Annotated in this window: 14 protein-coding genes; 7 read left to right on the top strand and 7 right to left on the bottom strand. The window is 67.2% G+C overall.

The genetic code is table 11. The annotated features are described in order from the left end of the window. Positions 1-85: 85 nt before the first annotated feature. The 3 genes from ASC78_RS17885 (at position 86) to ASC78_RS17875 (ending at position 2,900) form a co-directional block, all read left to right on the top strand. Positions 86-667: a TetR/AcrR family transcriptional regulator gene (locus ASC78_RS17885; protein WP_055804022.1), complete on the top strand. Its 582-nt coding sequence runs from the start codon at positions 86-88 to the stop codon at positions 665-667. 48 nt (positions 668-715) lie between these two features. Further along, positions 716-1,600 carry a LysR substrate-binding domain-containing protein gene (locus ASC78_RS17880; protein ID WP_055804019.1) on the top strand — a complete coding sequence of 295 codons (885 nt, stop codon included), beginning with the start codon at positions 716-718 and terminating at the stop codon, positions 1,598-1,600. 142 nt (positions 1,601-1,742) lie between these two features. Beyond that, positions 1,743-2,900 (top strand): alpha-hydroxy acid oxidase, encoded by a 1,158-nt coding sequence (locus ASC78_RS17875; RefSeq protein WP_055804016.1) that lies wholly within the window; start codon positions 1,743-1,745, stop codon positions 2,898-2,900. Positions 2,901-2,903: 3 nt separating this feature from the next. Here the strand turns inward: ASC78_RS17875 and ASC78_RS17870 are convergent, their stop codons facing one another. Further along, complete coding sequence (locus ASC78_RS17870; RefSeq protein WP_055804012.1) at positions 2,904-3,467, bottom strand: putative glycolipid-binding domain-containing protein; 564 nt, start codon at positions 3,465-3,467, stop codon at positions 2,904-2,906. Positions 3,468-3,576: 109 nt separating this feature from the next. Here ASC78_RS17870 and ASC78_RS17865 point away from each other — a divergent pair, with 109 nt between their 5' ends. After that, complete coding sequence (locus ASC78_RS17865; RefSeq protein WP_055804009.1) at positions 3,577-4,215, top strand: hypothetical protein; 639 nt, start codon at positions 3,577-3,579, stop codon at positions 4,213-4,215. A 44-nt stretch (positions 4,216-4,259) separates the two neighbouring features. Here the strand turns inward: ASC78_RS17865 and ASC78_RS17860 are convergent, their stop codons facing one another. Continuing rightward, positions 4,260-4,538 (bottom strand): contact-dependent growth inhibition system immunity protein, encoded by a 279-nt coding sequence (locus ASC78_RS17860; protein WP_055804005.1) that lies wholly within the window; start codon positions 4,536-4,538, stop codon positions 4,260-4,262. A gap of 19 nt (positions 4,539-4,557) precedes the next feature. Further along, positions 4,558-5,403: an RNase A-like domain-containing protein gene (locus tag ASC78_RS17855; protein ID WP_055804003.1), complete on the bottom strand. Its 846-nt coding sequence runs from the start codon at positions 5,401-5,403 to the stop codon at positions 4,558-4,560. A gap of 176 nt (positions 5,404-5,579) precedes the next feature. Between ASC78_RS17855 and ASC78_RS17850 the strand changes: the two genes are divergently transcribed. The 3 genes from ASC78_RS17850 to ASC78_RS17840 all read left to right on the top strand — a co-directional run bounded on the left by ASC78_RS17850 (position 5,580) and on the right by ASC78_RS17840 (position 8,778). Continuing rightward, positions 5,580-6,776, top strand: a complete 1,197-nt coding sequence (locus ASC78_RS17850; protein WP_443082733.1) for a Y-family DNA polymerase — start codon at positions 5,580-5,582, stop codon at positions 6,774-6,776. Between the two features lie 10 nt (positions 6,777-6,786). Then, positions 6,787-7,467 carry a TIGR02117 family protein gene (locus ASC78_RS17845; RefSeq protein ID WP_235505117.1) on the top strand — a complete coding sequence of 227 codons (681 nt, stop codon included), beginning with the start codon at positions 6,787-6,789 and terminating at the stop codon, positions 7,465-7,467. A gap of 108 nt (positions 7,468-7,575) precedes the next feature. Beyond that, positions 7,576-8,778 carry a DNA topoisomerase IB gene (locus ASC78_RS17840; protein ID WP_055803997.1) on the top strand — a complete coding sequence of 401 codons (1,203 nt, stop codon included), beginning with the start codon at positions 7,576-7,578 and terminating at the stop codon, positions 8,776-8,778. 18 nt (positions 8,779-8,796) lie between these two features. Here ASC78_RS17840 and ASC78_RS17835 read toward each other — a convergent pair whose 3' ends face one another. The 4 genes from ASC78_RS17835 to ASC78_RS17820 all read right to left on the bottom strand — a co-directional run bounded on the left by ASC78_RS17835 (position 8,797) and on the right by ASC78_RS17820 (position 12,507). Further along, positions 8,797-9,474 carry a hypothetical protein gene (locus ASC78_RS17835; protein WP_055803995.1) on the bottom strand — a complete coding sequence of 226 codons (678 nt, stop codon included), beginning with the start codon at positions 9,472-9,474 and terminating at the stop codon, positions 8,797-8,799. A 232-nt stretch (positions 9,475-9,706) separates the two neighbouring features. Then, a complete protein-coding gene (locus ASC78_RS17830; RefSeq protein ID WP_055803992.1) occupies positions 9,707-9,886 on the bottom strand; it encodes a DUF3606 domain-containing protein in 180 nt (59 codons plus the stop codon). Positions 9,887-10,011: 125 nt separating this feature from the next. Continuing rightward, positions 10,012-11,508: a class I adenylate-forming enzyme family protein gene (locus ASC78_RS17825; RefSeq protein WP_055803988.1), complete on the bottom strand. Its 1,497-nt coding sequence runs from the start codon at positions 11,506-11,508 to the stop codon at positions 10,012-10,014. Positions 11,509-11,511: 3 nt separating this feature from the next. Then, entirely contained in the window at positions 11,512-12,507 is a 996-nt protein-coding gene (locus tag ASC78_RS17820) for a Bug family tripartite tricarboxylate transporter substrate binding protein (protein ID WP_055803985.1), read from the bottom strand. Positions 12,508-12,537 lie beyond the last annotated feature (30 nt).

Raw genomic sequence — 12,537 nt, 5'->3', positions numbered from 1 at the left:
GCGTTCTTTCGTTGAATGGAGAAGTGGCGAAGGTGCGCAATGTGCCATATGTAGACAGACCTGTCTACATACCTACAATAGCGCCATGGACACCTCCGCACTGCCCGCGCGCGAGCGCATCCTGCACACGGCGCACGACCTCTTCTATGCCGACGGCATCCGCGCCACGGGCATCGATCGCGTCATTGCCGAGTCTGGCGTGACCAAGGTCACCTTCTATCGGCACTTTCCATCCAAGGACGACCTGGTGCGCGAGTTCCTCGATCACCGCCATGCGCGCTGGATGGCATGGTTCGTCGACGCACTGGGACGCCGCGGCGCGCATGACCGCGTGGGCGATACCGGGGCCTTGCTGCTGCTCGCCGACGTGATGGCCGAATGGTTCGCCGACCCGGCGTTTCGCGGCTGCGCCTTCATCAACTCGGTGGCCGAGGTGGCCGGCAGCGTGGAAGGCGCGGCCGAGCGCGCGCGCGAACACAAGCGCGAGATGGTGGAGGTCATTGCCGGCTTGCTGCCCGGGGATCCGTCTTCTCGCATGGCGCTTGCACAAGCCGCAGCGCTTGGCGTGGACGGCGCCATCGTCAAGGCGCAGATGGGCGACATGGCCCTTGCACGCGAGGCCGTGGACGACCTGCGGCGCCTGCTTGCGGCGCTGGCCGCGGCGTAGGGGACGCGGGCAACCCGATAACATCCAGCCCAGCAAACACCAACATCAATGGCATCGACCCGACTCCCCTCGACCCAGGGCCTGCAGGCCTTCGAGGCGGTGGCGCGGCTGCGCAGCGTGAACCTCGCGGCGGAAGAGCTCAGCGTGACGCCCAGTGCAGTGAGCCATCGCATCCGCCAGCTCGAGACGCTGCTCGAACTCAAGTTCTTCGCGGGCAGCGACTTCAGCCTGAGTGCCGATGGGGTGGCCTACCTGGCCCGCGTACGCGAAGCCATTGCAGCGCTGCAGCAGGTGCCCGGCCGCGAGCCCGCATCGCAGGTGCGGCGGCTTCGAGTGGCCGTGACGCCTACCTTCTCGCGCCAGATGCTGCTGCCCCGCCTGGCCGTGTTCCGCGATGCCTATCCCAACATCGAGCTGATGCTGCAGGTGACCACGCCGGTGCGCAACATGACGGCCGAAGAGGCCGACATCGAGCTGCGCTTCGGCACCGGGCCTTTTCATGACCGGGAGTTTTTCCAGCTGCTGGCCGACGAGGTCTCTCCGGTGTGCAGCCCGGCGTACCTGGAGCGCCACGGTCCTTTCGATGGCTTTGCCACTGATGCCGAAATCTCGCGCGCCCAACTGCTGCGCACGCCGCTCGAATCCTGGCGCACCTGGTTCAAGGCCTGCGGCATCGGCCTGCCCGAGCCGGCCACGGGCCACCAGTTCAATGACCTGGGCCTGGCGCTCGATGCGGCGGCCGAAGACTTCGGCGTGGTGCTCATGCACCTGAAGCTCGGCAGCGCGTGGCTCGACAGCGGCCGCCTCGTGCGGCTTTCGACGCGCAGCGTGCCCTCGCCCAACGCCTACTTCATCTGCTGGCGCCCGGGCGCCATGGAGCGCTGGGAATGCGCGACCTTCGCCGAGTGGCTGCGCCAGGCGCTGCGCGACTGAACTGAATTCTTTTCAGCCGCGGACCGGATAATTTTCAGCTGGGCCGAGGCTGCGCGAATCACACTCGGGCCGCGGCGGGCCTGCCCATCATGGCCGGCTCTGCAAACAACAAACGACAGAAGACACTTCAGGAGACCGCCTCGTGCCAGACCTTTCCAAGATCACCTGCATCGAAGACCTTCGGGTGGTCGCCAAGCGGCGCGTGCCGAGAATGTTCTACGACTACGCCGATTCGGGCGCATGGACCGAGAGCACCTACCGCGCCAACGAGAGCGATTTCCACAAGATCAAGCTGCGCCAACGCGTCGCCGTGAACATGGAAGGCCGCTCGACGCGCTCCACGATGATCGGCCAGGACGTGGCCATGCCCGTGGCCATTGCGCCCACCGGCCTCACCGGCATGCAGCATGCCGACGGCGAGATTCTGGGCGCGCGCGCGGCCAAGGCTTTCGGCGTTCCGTTCACACTCTCGACCATGAGCATCTGCTCGCTCGAGGACATTGCAGAGCACACCGGCCGGCATCCGTTCTGGTTTCAGCTCTACGTCATGAAGGACCGCGACTTCATCGAGCGCTTGATCGAGCGAGCGCGCGCCGCGAACGTGTCGGCGCTGCAGCTCACGCTCGACCTGCAGATCCTCGGCCAGCGCCACAAGGACATCAAGAACGGCCTCTCAACGCCGCCCAAACCGACCATTGCCAACATGATCAACCTGGCGACCAAGCCGCACTGGTGCCTGGGCATGCTGGGCACCAAGCGCCGCACCTTCGGCAACATCGCGGGCCATGCCAAGGGCGTGAAAGACCTGTCGTCGCTGTCATCGTGGACCGCCGAGCAGTTCGATCCGGCACTGAGCTGGGCCGACGTCGAATGGATCAAGAAGCGCTGGGGCGGCAAGCTGATCCTCAAAGGGATCATGGACGTGGAAGACGCGCGCCTTGCCGCATCCAGCGGCGCCGATGCGCTCATCGTCTCCAACCACGGCGGGCGACAGCTCGATGGCGCGCCCTCTTCCATTGCCGCGCTGCCGGCCATCGTCGATGCCGTGGGAAGCGAGATCGAAGTGTGGATGGACGGCGGCATCCGCAGCGGCCAGGACGTGCTCAAGGCCCGCGCACTCGGCGCCCGCGGCACGCTCATCGGCCGCAGCTTTCTGTATGGCCTGGGCGCCTACGGCCAAGCGGGCGTGACGCGTGCGCTGCAGATCATCCACAAGGAACTCGACGTCACGATGGCCTTCTGCGGCCGCACCGACATCGAGAACGTGGATTCGAGCATCCTGCTGCCGGGGACTTTCTGAGCCCTACGTTTCGGCAATCCAAAGGCCCGGGTAGTCGCGCACGAAGCCGTCCTGCGTCACGCGCAGCGCAGCTGCATAGTCGAAGCGCTTGGCCTCGTAGGCGTACGCGTCGTCCGCAGTCCGCTCGTAGCGCTGGTTCAATTCGCTGAGCACGCCGCCACCGTCCAGGTCGACCCAGGCGGCTCGCGCATCCGCGCCTTCGCCTTTCGACAGATTGAGCCGGCGCAGCTGCAGCAGATTGGTGGCGGGCGTGAAGCCCAGATCGAGGTCGACGCAATGCGACAGGTCCGCCACTGCCTCGTCGTTGAGCTTCCAGTGGCCGCGCGCATCGCGGGCAATGGACAGGTCGATGGCGCTGCCGCCGAGCCAGCCACGCACGGTACCCCACTGGGTGTGCCAGTGAAGGTCGCAGCGCACGCGGTAGTGCAGTTGCGCAATGCGGTGGTCCTCCAGGCGGAACACGGCAGAGCCGTCGAGCTGCCACGCGGTAGCGTTGCGCTCGAGCCGGCAGGCGTCATGGCCCGGTGCATCGAGCCTGCGCCACAGGATGGAAGCGACGGTTTGCATGGCGCGGATGATGGCCCTAGCGGGCGCAACAGGCAAGCCTTGTCACAATGACCCCCATCGTGAAGAAGATTCGCCTTTTCGTGGGCGACCCAGTCAGAGGAGCGCGCAAGTGGAACCCTGGTTCGCCGGTGCCCGGCCGATCGACTCGCTCGAGCCCGAGATCGCGTTTCGTTTGTGGGACGAATTTCATCCTGCACCGCACCATCAGCCCGAGCCGCTCGCTCTGCCGGAATTCCCTCGCGCTTCGCGCTTGCAGGCGCGCACCACCGAAGTGATCGGGCATCAAGCGGAGCTTGCCGCGTACTACGGCCGGGTGACCGCACTGGCCCGGCAACATGCGATGAAACTCCACCAGGTTCGCCAGTACTTCCGGATGGATCTGCGGCTCGACAACGATGAGGCGGACATTCACCTGTCGTTCCCCTGGTACGACACCTTCTCCGCCATGGACCACTTTCTTGCCGCCGTGGCCGGAAACGACCAAGGCATGGTCTACGACGACCAGGACCAAGGCTGGGCGGTGGAGGCCTGGGCCTTCGACGGCACGCTCTACATCCGGCAAAGCAACCCCGACTCCGACGATGAGCCCGGCCAAGCCGTTGCGCTGCCCAGAGCCGGTCTGCAGGCTCGCATTGCCCCGCTGCGCGAGCGCACCGCGAAGCTCATGGCCTACCTTGCGAAAGAACTTGGACCGGACGTGTGGCTTGGCGGCGAGGTGCAATCGGCCGGGCCATTCGATCAGCGCTGAAACTTGCCCGCGCCGCGCACTGACGCCATCGGATGGGACGCTCGCTACTTCAGTGCGGCCAGCACGCTGTCGAGGAACTCGCGGATGGTGGATCCGAAGTCTTCCGGCTGGGCGGGGCGCTCGAACCAGCGCGGGAAGTCGGTTTCCAGGTCTGGGTGCAATCGCATGAAATCGACGATCTCGACGCGCAGCGCCTCGAGTTCAGCGGGCGTGCAGGCCTTCCGGTATTCGGCCATGACTTCGGCACCGGTCTCGCCGAAATAATCGTAATCTTGGCCGAAGTAAACCTCGGTGAGGTTCTCGATGAGTTCGTAGCGCTTCATGGCGATTCGGCTGCTGGTTTCAGAAGGGGTGCGCCGTGAGGATGTAGTACGGCATCCCGTTGTAGCTCTTCATGTTCAGGATCACGCGCACGTTGGTCAGCTGGCTGACGGTGGTGCTGCCCCGCTGCACGCCGATGCCCACCACGCTGCCCACGTCGTGGTTGAACGCCATGGGCTTGGAGCCCACGGCGGCCGAGCGCGACCACGCCCTGATGGCTCTGGCGTTGGCGCGAACCGTGGCGCTGATGGCGCGCTCTGCGACGTCGAGGTTGTGAAACGACGACACTTTGGGCAGCGACGGCTTGTTCACCAACCGCTGGAAAAGTTCCGCCTCGGTCTTGCCAACATGTTCCCGAATCGCGTGGCCGCCGATTTTTGTGCCTGGCGGTCCTTCATGCAGCCGCAGGTTGACTGGCTCCAGGCGAAACCTGTTGGCGCGCACCGCGATCACGCGCGCGGCGACCAGCCCGGAAGCCACGACCAATGGCACCGCCACATCCACCGCAAGCCCGATGCCGTCGGCCGTTTCGCGCGAGGCGCCCAGCGCCTCGGCCGCCGAGCTGGCAGTGACGGCGGTAGCCGTGCGCTGCGGGGTGCCGGTCCAGACCTGGCGGCTCGAGGTTGCCAAGGTGTCGTAGCCGTGCACGCCCAGCACCACGCAGCCGGCTTTGGTCACCATGGTGGGCTCGGGCGTCAGGCAGAGCACGCCGGCGCCGACCAGTTCCACCACCCCGCCCACCAGCCCGACGGTCCCCCAGAGCCGGTTGCTCAGGCTTGCGGATTCGGGCACGTCCTGCCCGCCCAGCACCGCCGCCATCTGCACCGGCGTCAGCGCGATGCTCAATCCCTCGACTTCGTCATCCATGCCAGATCCCCTTCCTTCCCATGTCGCAGTTGCCATCGGACGGTCAAAAACCGCAGTCCGCCGCATTCTGGCATGCGTGCGCCGTGCGGCAGAGACGGCCCGGCCGCGAGACAATCGCAGCCGTGAGTTCCCAGCCCGTGACCAACCCCCCGATCCGCCGCATCGCGCACCTCGACATGGACGCCTTCTTCGCGTCGGTCGAGCTGCTTCGCTATCCGCAACTCAAGGGCTTGCCGGTGGTGATTGGCGGCGGGCGGCGCAGCGTGGACGAGGCGATCCGCCACGTACCCGAAGGCGGCACGCTGGCCGACATTCCGATCGACGCCTTCCCGCGCCTCCGAGACTACGCAGGCCGCGGCGTGATCACGACCGCCACCTACCCGGCGCGCCAGTTCGGCGTGGGCTCGGCCATGGGGCTCATGAAGGCCGCCAAGCTGTGCCCGCAGGCCATCATCCTGCCGGTGGATTTCGACGAGATCCGCAAGTATTCGCGCGCCTTCAAGCAGATGATCAGGGAGATCGCGCCGCTGATGGAAGACCGCGGCGTGGACGAGGTGTACATCGACTTCACCGACGTGCCGGGCGGCCAGCGCGAAGGCGGGCGCTCGCTGGCGCGGCTGATCCAGAAGGCCATCTTCGACGCCACCGGCCTTACCTGCTCGATCGGCGTGGCGCCCAACAAGCTCATCGCCAAGATGGCGAGCGAGTTCAACAAGCCCAACGGCATCTCGGTGGTCTACGAGGACGACCTGCAGACGCGCATCTGGCCGCTGCCCTGCCGCAAGGTGAACGGCATCGGGCCCAAGGCCGACGAGAAGCTCAAGCGCTTCGGCATCGAGACGGTGGGCGAGCTCGCGGCACGCGACCGCGACTGGCTGATCCAGAATTTCGGCAAGTCCACGGGCGCGTGGATGCACGAGGTGGCCTGGGGCCGCGACGACCGGCCGGTGGTGACCGAAAGCGAGCCCGTATCGATGAGCCGCGAGACCACCTTCGACCGCGACCTGCATGCCGTGCGCGACCGCGCCGAGCTCGGCGCCATCTTCACCCACCTGTGCGAGAAGCTGGCCGAAGACCTGCAGCGCAAGGGCTACGTCGGCAAGACCATCGGCATCAAGCTGCGCTACGACGACTTCAAGATTGCCACGCGCGACCAGACCATCGACCGCTTCACCGCCGACGGCAAGACTATTCGCCAGATCGGCGGGCTGTGCCTGAAGCGCGTGCCGCTGGAGCGGCCGCTTCGTCTGCTGGGCGTGCGCGTGGGTGCGCTCGCAAAGGCGGGAAGCCCCGAAGCGCTGGCAGCGGCCGGCGGCGGAACGGCCTCGCGTGGGTCCGCGGAGGCGGCCTCGACCACGGCTTCGCTTTTCTGAAGAAGCCGTGATGAAACGCTGGCTCCGGCGCTTCGCATTCACGCTGCTGGGGTTCATGGTTGCGGCGGCGCTGTACGTGGCGGTTGCCTGTGCGCTGATGTTCTGGCCGGCCAATGCGCAAGCGCCGCCGACGCAGGCGCCTGCTGTGCAGGCCTGGGTGCTGAGCAACGGCGTGCACACCGACCTGGTATTTCCGATCCGCTCGGAGGCCATCGACTGGCGGCAGCTCTTTCCGTTCGGGCACTTCAAGTCCGTGCCGCCGGACGCGGAATTCATCGCCATCGGCTGGGGCGACCGCGAGTTCTACCTGAACACGCCCACCTGGGCCGACCTGACCGCATCGCGCGCGTTCGGCGCCATGCTAGGCGGCAACCGTGCGCTGCTGCACGTGACCTATCTGCGCCGCGCGCAGCTGCGGCACGGCGCCTACCTGCTGCCGCTCTCGCAGGCGCAGTACGCGCAGCTCGTGGATTTTGTGCGTGCATCGCTGCCCTCGGGCCACGCGGTGCCCATTGCGGGGGCGCACTACGGCAACGACGACGCCTTCTATGAAGCCGAAGGCGGCTACCACCTCTTCGAGACCTGCAACACCTGGACCGGCCGCGCCCTGCAGCGCGCAGGCGTCACGGTGAGCCGCTGGACGCCGTTCGATTTCAACGTGACCTGGCACCTGGAGCCCGTGCGGCACTGACGCACGGGAACAAAGAGCCTCCATCGCACCAGCGTCGATTGCGGCGTCCTACAGGAAGCAATGGCCGGTGCAGGCACAAGCGCTGGGTACCGTCACCACCCGAACCCCATGCCGGCCCGCTCCACACTGCTCTCGTCGCCCACACCGCCTTCGAAGCCGACGCCGATCGCCAACGGCCTGGTCTATGTGAATCCCGACATGCCCGGCATCCGGCGCCTGAAGCAGGGCGAGCGCTTTCGCTACCGCGACGCAGAGGGCCGATGGGTCCGCGATGCGGACGAGCTCTCTCGCATCCGCATGCTCGCTATTCCGCCGGCCTACAGCCAGGTCTGGATCTGCCCGCTGCCCAACGGCCACCTCCAGGCCACCGGCATCGATGCCCGGGGCCGCAAGCAGTACCGCTACCACGCCGACTGGCGGCTCTTCAAGGACGAAACCAAGTTCGAACGCCTCGAGGCCTTCGGGCTCGCGCTGCCGCGCATTCGCGCCCGCGTGGCGCGCGACCTGCAGCAAGGCGCGGGCGCGACCACGGCAGCACCCGGGCGCCAGCGGGTGCTGGCGGCGCTGGTGCGGCTGCTCGACACCACGCTGCTGCGCGTGGGCAATGAGGAGTACGCGAGCAGCAATGGTTCGTTTGGCCTCACCACGCTGCGCAACCGGCACGCGGCTGTGCGGGGCGCGGCGCTCCGGCTGCGGTTTCGGGGCAAGAGCGGCGTGATGCACGAGGCCCTGCTGGACGATCCGCGCGTGGCGAAGGTGGTGCGCCAGTGCCAGCAGCTGCCCGGCCAGGCGCTGTTCCAGTACCAGGAAGAAGACGGCCAGCTTCGCAGCGTGTCGTCCACCGACGTGAACGACTACATCGCAGACGCGTCGCCCGGCGAGCGCTTCACCGCGAAGGACTTTCGCACCTGGCACGGCACCGTGCAGGCGCTGGAACTCACGCGGCTCGCGTGCGAGCCGGGCCGTACCGCTGCCGACGGCAGCCGCTACAGCGCCAAGGAGATCCTGGCCGCGGTGGCAAAGCAGCTCGGCAACACACCCGCCGTGTGCAAGAAGGCCTATGTTCACCCGGCCGTGCTGGCGCTGGGCAGTGCGCTTGCGGGCGACGATGAAGATCCTTCGTCGGAGGTGCTGCGAAAAATGACGGCCCGCACTGCGGCCCGCAAGACGCGCGGACTCCACGCGGCGGAACAGCGGCTGCTTGCCTTCTTGCGGATGCATCGGCAGGTCCAGGCGCGCGAGCTTCGTGAGCTCGGCAAGGCACGCAAGGCAAGTGCAAAGCCAAGCGCAAAGCCCACGGCTGCCCGATAAAAAAGAATCGCGAAAACTTCAGCCCGTCGCAAGCGGGAACCGCACGCTGTCACGCTCCAGCGCCACGGTGTAGCCCAGGTCTTCGGCAAGGCTTTGCAACGCTATCGCATCGATGGCCAGCGCGCGCGGCGCACGGTGCGCATCGAGCACCGGGCTCACGCCACTGGACTCGCGCGGCAAGGCGCTCAACCGCAGGGCATCGTCTCCATCGGCCTCGATGCGGATCGCACCGGCGTCGGAGGCGCCATCATGCAGATATCCGAGTCCGCCCAGCAACAGGTAGCGCAGCGCGGCCCCCTGGGGACGGCGGGATTCGTTCGGCTGCGGCTCGAGTGCGGTATCGACATCGATCGCCACGCCGTGCATGTCGAAGGCAGCCCGCATCAAGCCCACGCACTGCGCCACCAGTGCGCTGCGCGTGATGCCGTCGTCCACCGTGGCGAGTTCCCAATCGCGCAACGAACGAATGCCTTCCACCAGTTCGGACACCTGGTTGTCGATGAGCGCAACGCGTTCCTCGCAGGCCGCAGCATCGATGGACGGCGCGCCCATCTGACGTTTGAGCATCAGCAGCGCCATGCGTATCACCGACACCGGCGCGGCCATGTCGTGCCGCAAGGCCGGCAAGGCGCGGGTGAGGAGTTCGTGGCGCACGCCGGCGGCAATCCAGCTGCGGGCTCCGGGCGAGGCCTTCATTGCGCGGCGGCAGCCGAAGGCTTCGCCTCTTGCTGTGTGCAGGCGTGCAGGCTGCCGCGGCCTGCGAATCTGGGGTCGGCAATGGGCACGTTCACTTTGTGCGTCCTGAAGCGAGGAAGATGGCAGGAAGTATCGGGCCCCCCTCGATGGCCGGGTGTAGGAGCGTACCTACGCACCGGGGATCCGCGATCGCGCCCCGGGTGCACAGCCGCGGCAAAGGCAGCGGATTGGATCAGGGTTTGCCGAGATAGACCCGCACGTCTTTTACTTGGACGCCCGCGGCTGCGACGGCCGAGCGCAGTTGCGCCTCGGTCACGCCCAGCGTCTGGGTCCAGTAGCGCACCTCGTGCGGCTCATTGACATTGATTCGGGTCTGGTCCTGCGGGCCGCGCTTGCTCAGGTCGTCTGCCATGGCGTGCTTCCTGTATTTTCTGAACGATGCAGGAACAATGCGCGCGCATCCTCGTCGGGACTGGCGGACGGCGGCGCGGCTCCTTGCAGGAAATGTCCGAAACCGGCGCGAGGCTGGGAGACGCTTTAGCCGCAGCGCGCCTGCAGCTCGCGTTTGAGCACCTTGCCGTTGGCCGTCGTGGGCATCGCGTCGATGGTCTCGATGCGCGCGGGCCGCTTGTAGGGCGACAGATGTTCCGCCATGTAAGCGCGCAACGCGGGCTCGTCAAGCGCCGCGCCAGGCTTCATCTCGAGGAACGCGACGATCTGCTCGTTGCCGTCGGCTTCGGGCACGCCCACCACGGCGCAAAGGTGCACGCCTGCAAAGCGGCCAATCACGGTTTCGATCTCCGCGGGATACACGTTGAAGCCCGAGCGGATGATCATTTCCTTGAGCCGCCCGACCACGAACAGCGCGCCGTCCGCGTCGAAGCGCCCGAGGTCGCCGCTCGCATACCAGCCGCCCGGCCGCATGACTTGCGCCGTGGCCGCGGCATCGCGAAAGTAGCCCAGCATCAGGCCGGGCCCGCGCAGCCAGATCTCGCCGGTTTCGCCCGGCACGAGATCCTTTCGATCGGGGTCCATGATGCGCGCCTCTCCGCCTTCGACCACATAGCCCGCCGCCGTGTCCGCCCGCGGCGCCTCGACCCGCGTGAGGAACACCGAGCCTGCGTACTCCGACAGGCCGTAGCCGTAATGCAGCGGCTGGCCGAACAGCGTCTCCACGCGCTGCTTGAGTCCCAGGTCGAGCGGCGCCGAGCCGGTATACACATAGCGAAGCGCCGGAAAGCACGGCACGATGCGCTCCGCCTCGATGTGGGCCAAGAGGCGCGCATACATCGTGGGCGGCCCCAGCAGGTTCGACACCTCATCGTGTTCCAGTGCGTGCAGCATGTCGGCCGGTGAGAAGCTCGCTCGCAGCACCAGCGCGGCGCCGCCGGTGAGCGCGGCAACGAGAACCGTGCCAATGCCAAAGATGTGAGTCATCGGCAGGAAAGCGTAGACCCGGTCCCGTTCACCCAACGAGCGCGCGCGCGCCGAGACGCGGCCGAAATGCAGCAGCCCGTGGTGCGACACCATCACGCCCTTCGGCGTGCCCGAAGTGCCCGAGGTGAAGATGATGGCGGCCGTGTCCGCCAGCGCGGGATCGGTCTCCGGCCGGGCTTCGGCGCGCACGGCCGAGCGCATCACGCCGGGCAGCGCGCAGGGCACCGCGCCGGCGCGGCTCGCATGCTGGCGCGCGGCGTCCGAAGCATCGGCCGTGAAGTAGCACAGCCGCGCGTCGGCGCGCTCTGCAATGGCCGCGATCTCGCCCGGCGACATGCGCGCGTTGACGCCGCACGACCACGCACCAACACGGCTGCACGCCATGAGCAGCGCGATGTGAGCGACGCAGTTCTCGGCCACCAGCAGCACACGGTCGGTCGGCCGCACGCCGACGGCCAGCAGGTCTTGCGCGGCCGCCTCGGCCATGGCCTGCAACCCGGCATACGACACGGTGCCCGCCGGCTCGAAGAGAAAGACCGTTTCGGGCGTGCGCAAGGCGCGCGTCTCGAGCAGTTCGTGAATTCGCGTAGGTGCCATCGGCTATTCCGCCTCGATGCCCTTGGACGCCGTGGCCCAGAGCTTGCGGTCAGCCTGGCCCTTGGCCGCCAGCAGATCCGCGCCGCCGCTCCAGACCTCGTAGCCCTGTTCGCGCAGCCGATTGGCAATGTCCTCGCGCGCCAGCGCCTTGTGCGCGGCCGCATTGATGCGGGCCACCAGCGCCGGGTCCATGCGCGCGGGTCCATAGAGGCCGAACCAGCCGCCCACGTCGTAGCCGGCCACGCCCGACTCGATCATGGTCGGCACATCGGGCAGCATGCGGTTGCGCTGGCGCGAGGTGACGGCCAGCGCACGCAGCTTGCCCGACTGTATGAAGGGCCGCGAGGTGGCGATGATGTCGAACATCATGGGCACGGTGCCGCCCATCACGTCGGCCAGCGCGGGGGCGCTGCCCTTGTACGGCACGTGCGTCAGCTGCACGCCGGTCATCTTCTCGAGCAGCGCGCCGCTCAGGTGGTTCGATGCGCCAATGCCGGCCGAGCCATAGAACAGCTTGCCCGGCTGTGCCTTCGCATAGGCCAGCAGTTCGGCCACGCTCTGCACGGGCAGATCCTTGTTGACCACGAGCACGTTGGTGTAATCGACCAACGGCGCGATGGGGGTCAGATCCTTCATCGGGTCGAAGGGCATCTTGCGCTGGATGTTCGGATTGATGGTGATCGTCGGGCTCGCGCCGAAGAAAAGCAGGGCGCCGTCGGGCGCGGCCTTGGCCACCGCGTCGCCGCCCACCGAGCCGCTGGCACCCGGGCGGTTGTCCACGATGACCTGCGTGCCGAGCTCCTGGGCGAGCGCCGGCGCGAGCAGCCGTGCTGCGCCGTCGACCGGACCACCTGCGGAGTAGCCGACCACCAGCTTGATGAGCGGCGGCAGCTGCTGTGGTTGCTGCTGTGCCAAGGCGCGCGAAGGCAACGCGGCGCCGAGTGCGCTAGCGGCCATCGCGGCCATGGCATGGCGCCGTGTGAAGTTGATCGATTGCATGGGGTTGTCTCCTGTTGTGTATTTCTTCGG

This window comes from Variovorax sp. Root318D1, from assembly GCF_001424835.1.
In the GTDB taxonomy this organism is placed as follows: domain Bacteria; phylum Pseudomonadota; class Gammaproteobacteria; order Burkholderiales; family Burkholderiaceae_C; genus Variovorax.
This window is presented reverse-complemented; position numbering and strand designations above follow the sequence as displayed.

Coding starts and splice junctions, on each gene's coding strand:
- ASC78_RS17885 (WP_055804022.1), top strand. CDS start 86: ATGGACACCTCCGCACTGCCCGCGCGCGAGCGCATCCTGCACACGGCG.
- ASC78_RS17880 (WP_055804019.1), top strand. CDS start 716: ATGGCATCGACCCGACTCCCCTCGACCCAGGGCCTGCAGGCCTTCGAG.
- ASC78_RS17870 (WP_055804012.1), bottom strand. CDS start 3,467: ATGCAAACCGTCGCTTCCATCCTGTGGCGCAGGCTCGATGCACCGGGC.
- ASC78_RS17860 (WP_055804005.1), bottom strand. CDS start 4,538: ATGAAGCGCTACGAACTCATCGAGAACCTCACCGAGGTTTACTTCGGC.
- ASC78_RS17855 (WP_055804003.1), bottom strand. CDS start 5,403: ATGGATGACGAAGTCGAGGGATTGAGCATCGCGCTGACGCCGGTGCAG.
- ASC78_RS17850 (WP_443082733.1), top strand. CDS start 5,580: ATGGACGCCTTCTTCGCGTCGGTCGAGCTGCTTCGCTATCCGCAACTC.
- ASC78_RS17845 (WP_235505117.1), top strand. CDS start 6,787: ATGAAACGCTGGCTCCGGCGCTTCGCATTCACGCTGCTGGGGTTCATG.
- ASC78_RS17840 (WP_055803997.1), top strand. CDS start 7,576: ATGCCGGCCCGCTCCACACTGCTCTCGTCGCCCACACCGCCTTCGAAG.
- ASC78_RS17835 (WP_055803995.1), bottom strand. CDS start 9,474: ATGAAGGCCTCGCCCGGAGCCCGCAGCTGGATTGCCGCCGGCGTGCGC.
- ASC78_RS17830 (WP_055803992.1), bottom strand. CDS start 9,886: ATGGCAGACGACCTGAGCAAGCGCGGCCCGCAGGACCAGACCCGAATC.
- ASC78_RS17825 (WP_055803988.1), bottom strand. CDS start 11,508: ATGGCACCTACGCGAATTCACGAACTGCTCGAGACGCGCGCCTTGCGC.
- ASC78_RS17820 (WP_055803985.1), bottom strand. CDS start 12,507: ATGCAATCGATCAACTTCACACGGCGCCATGCCATGGCCGCGATGGCC.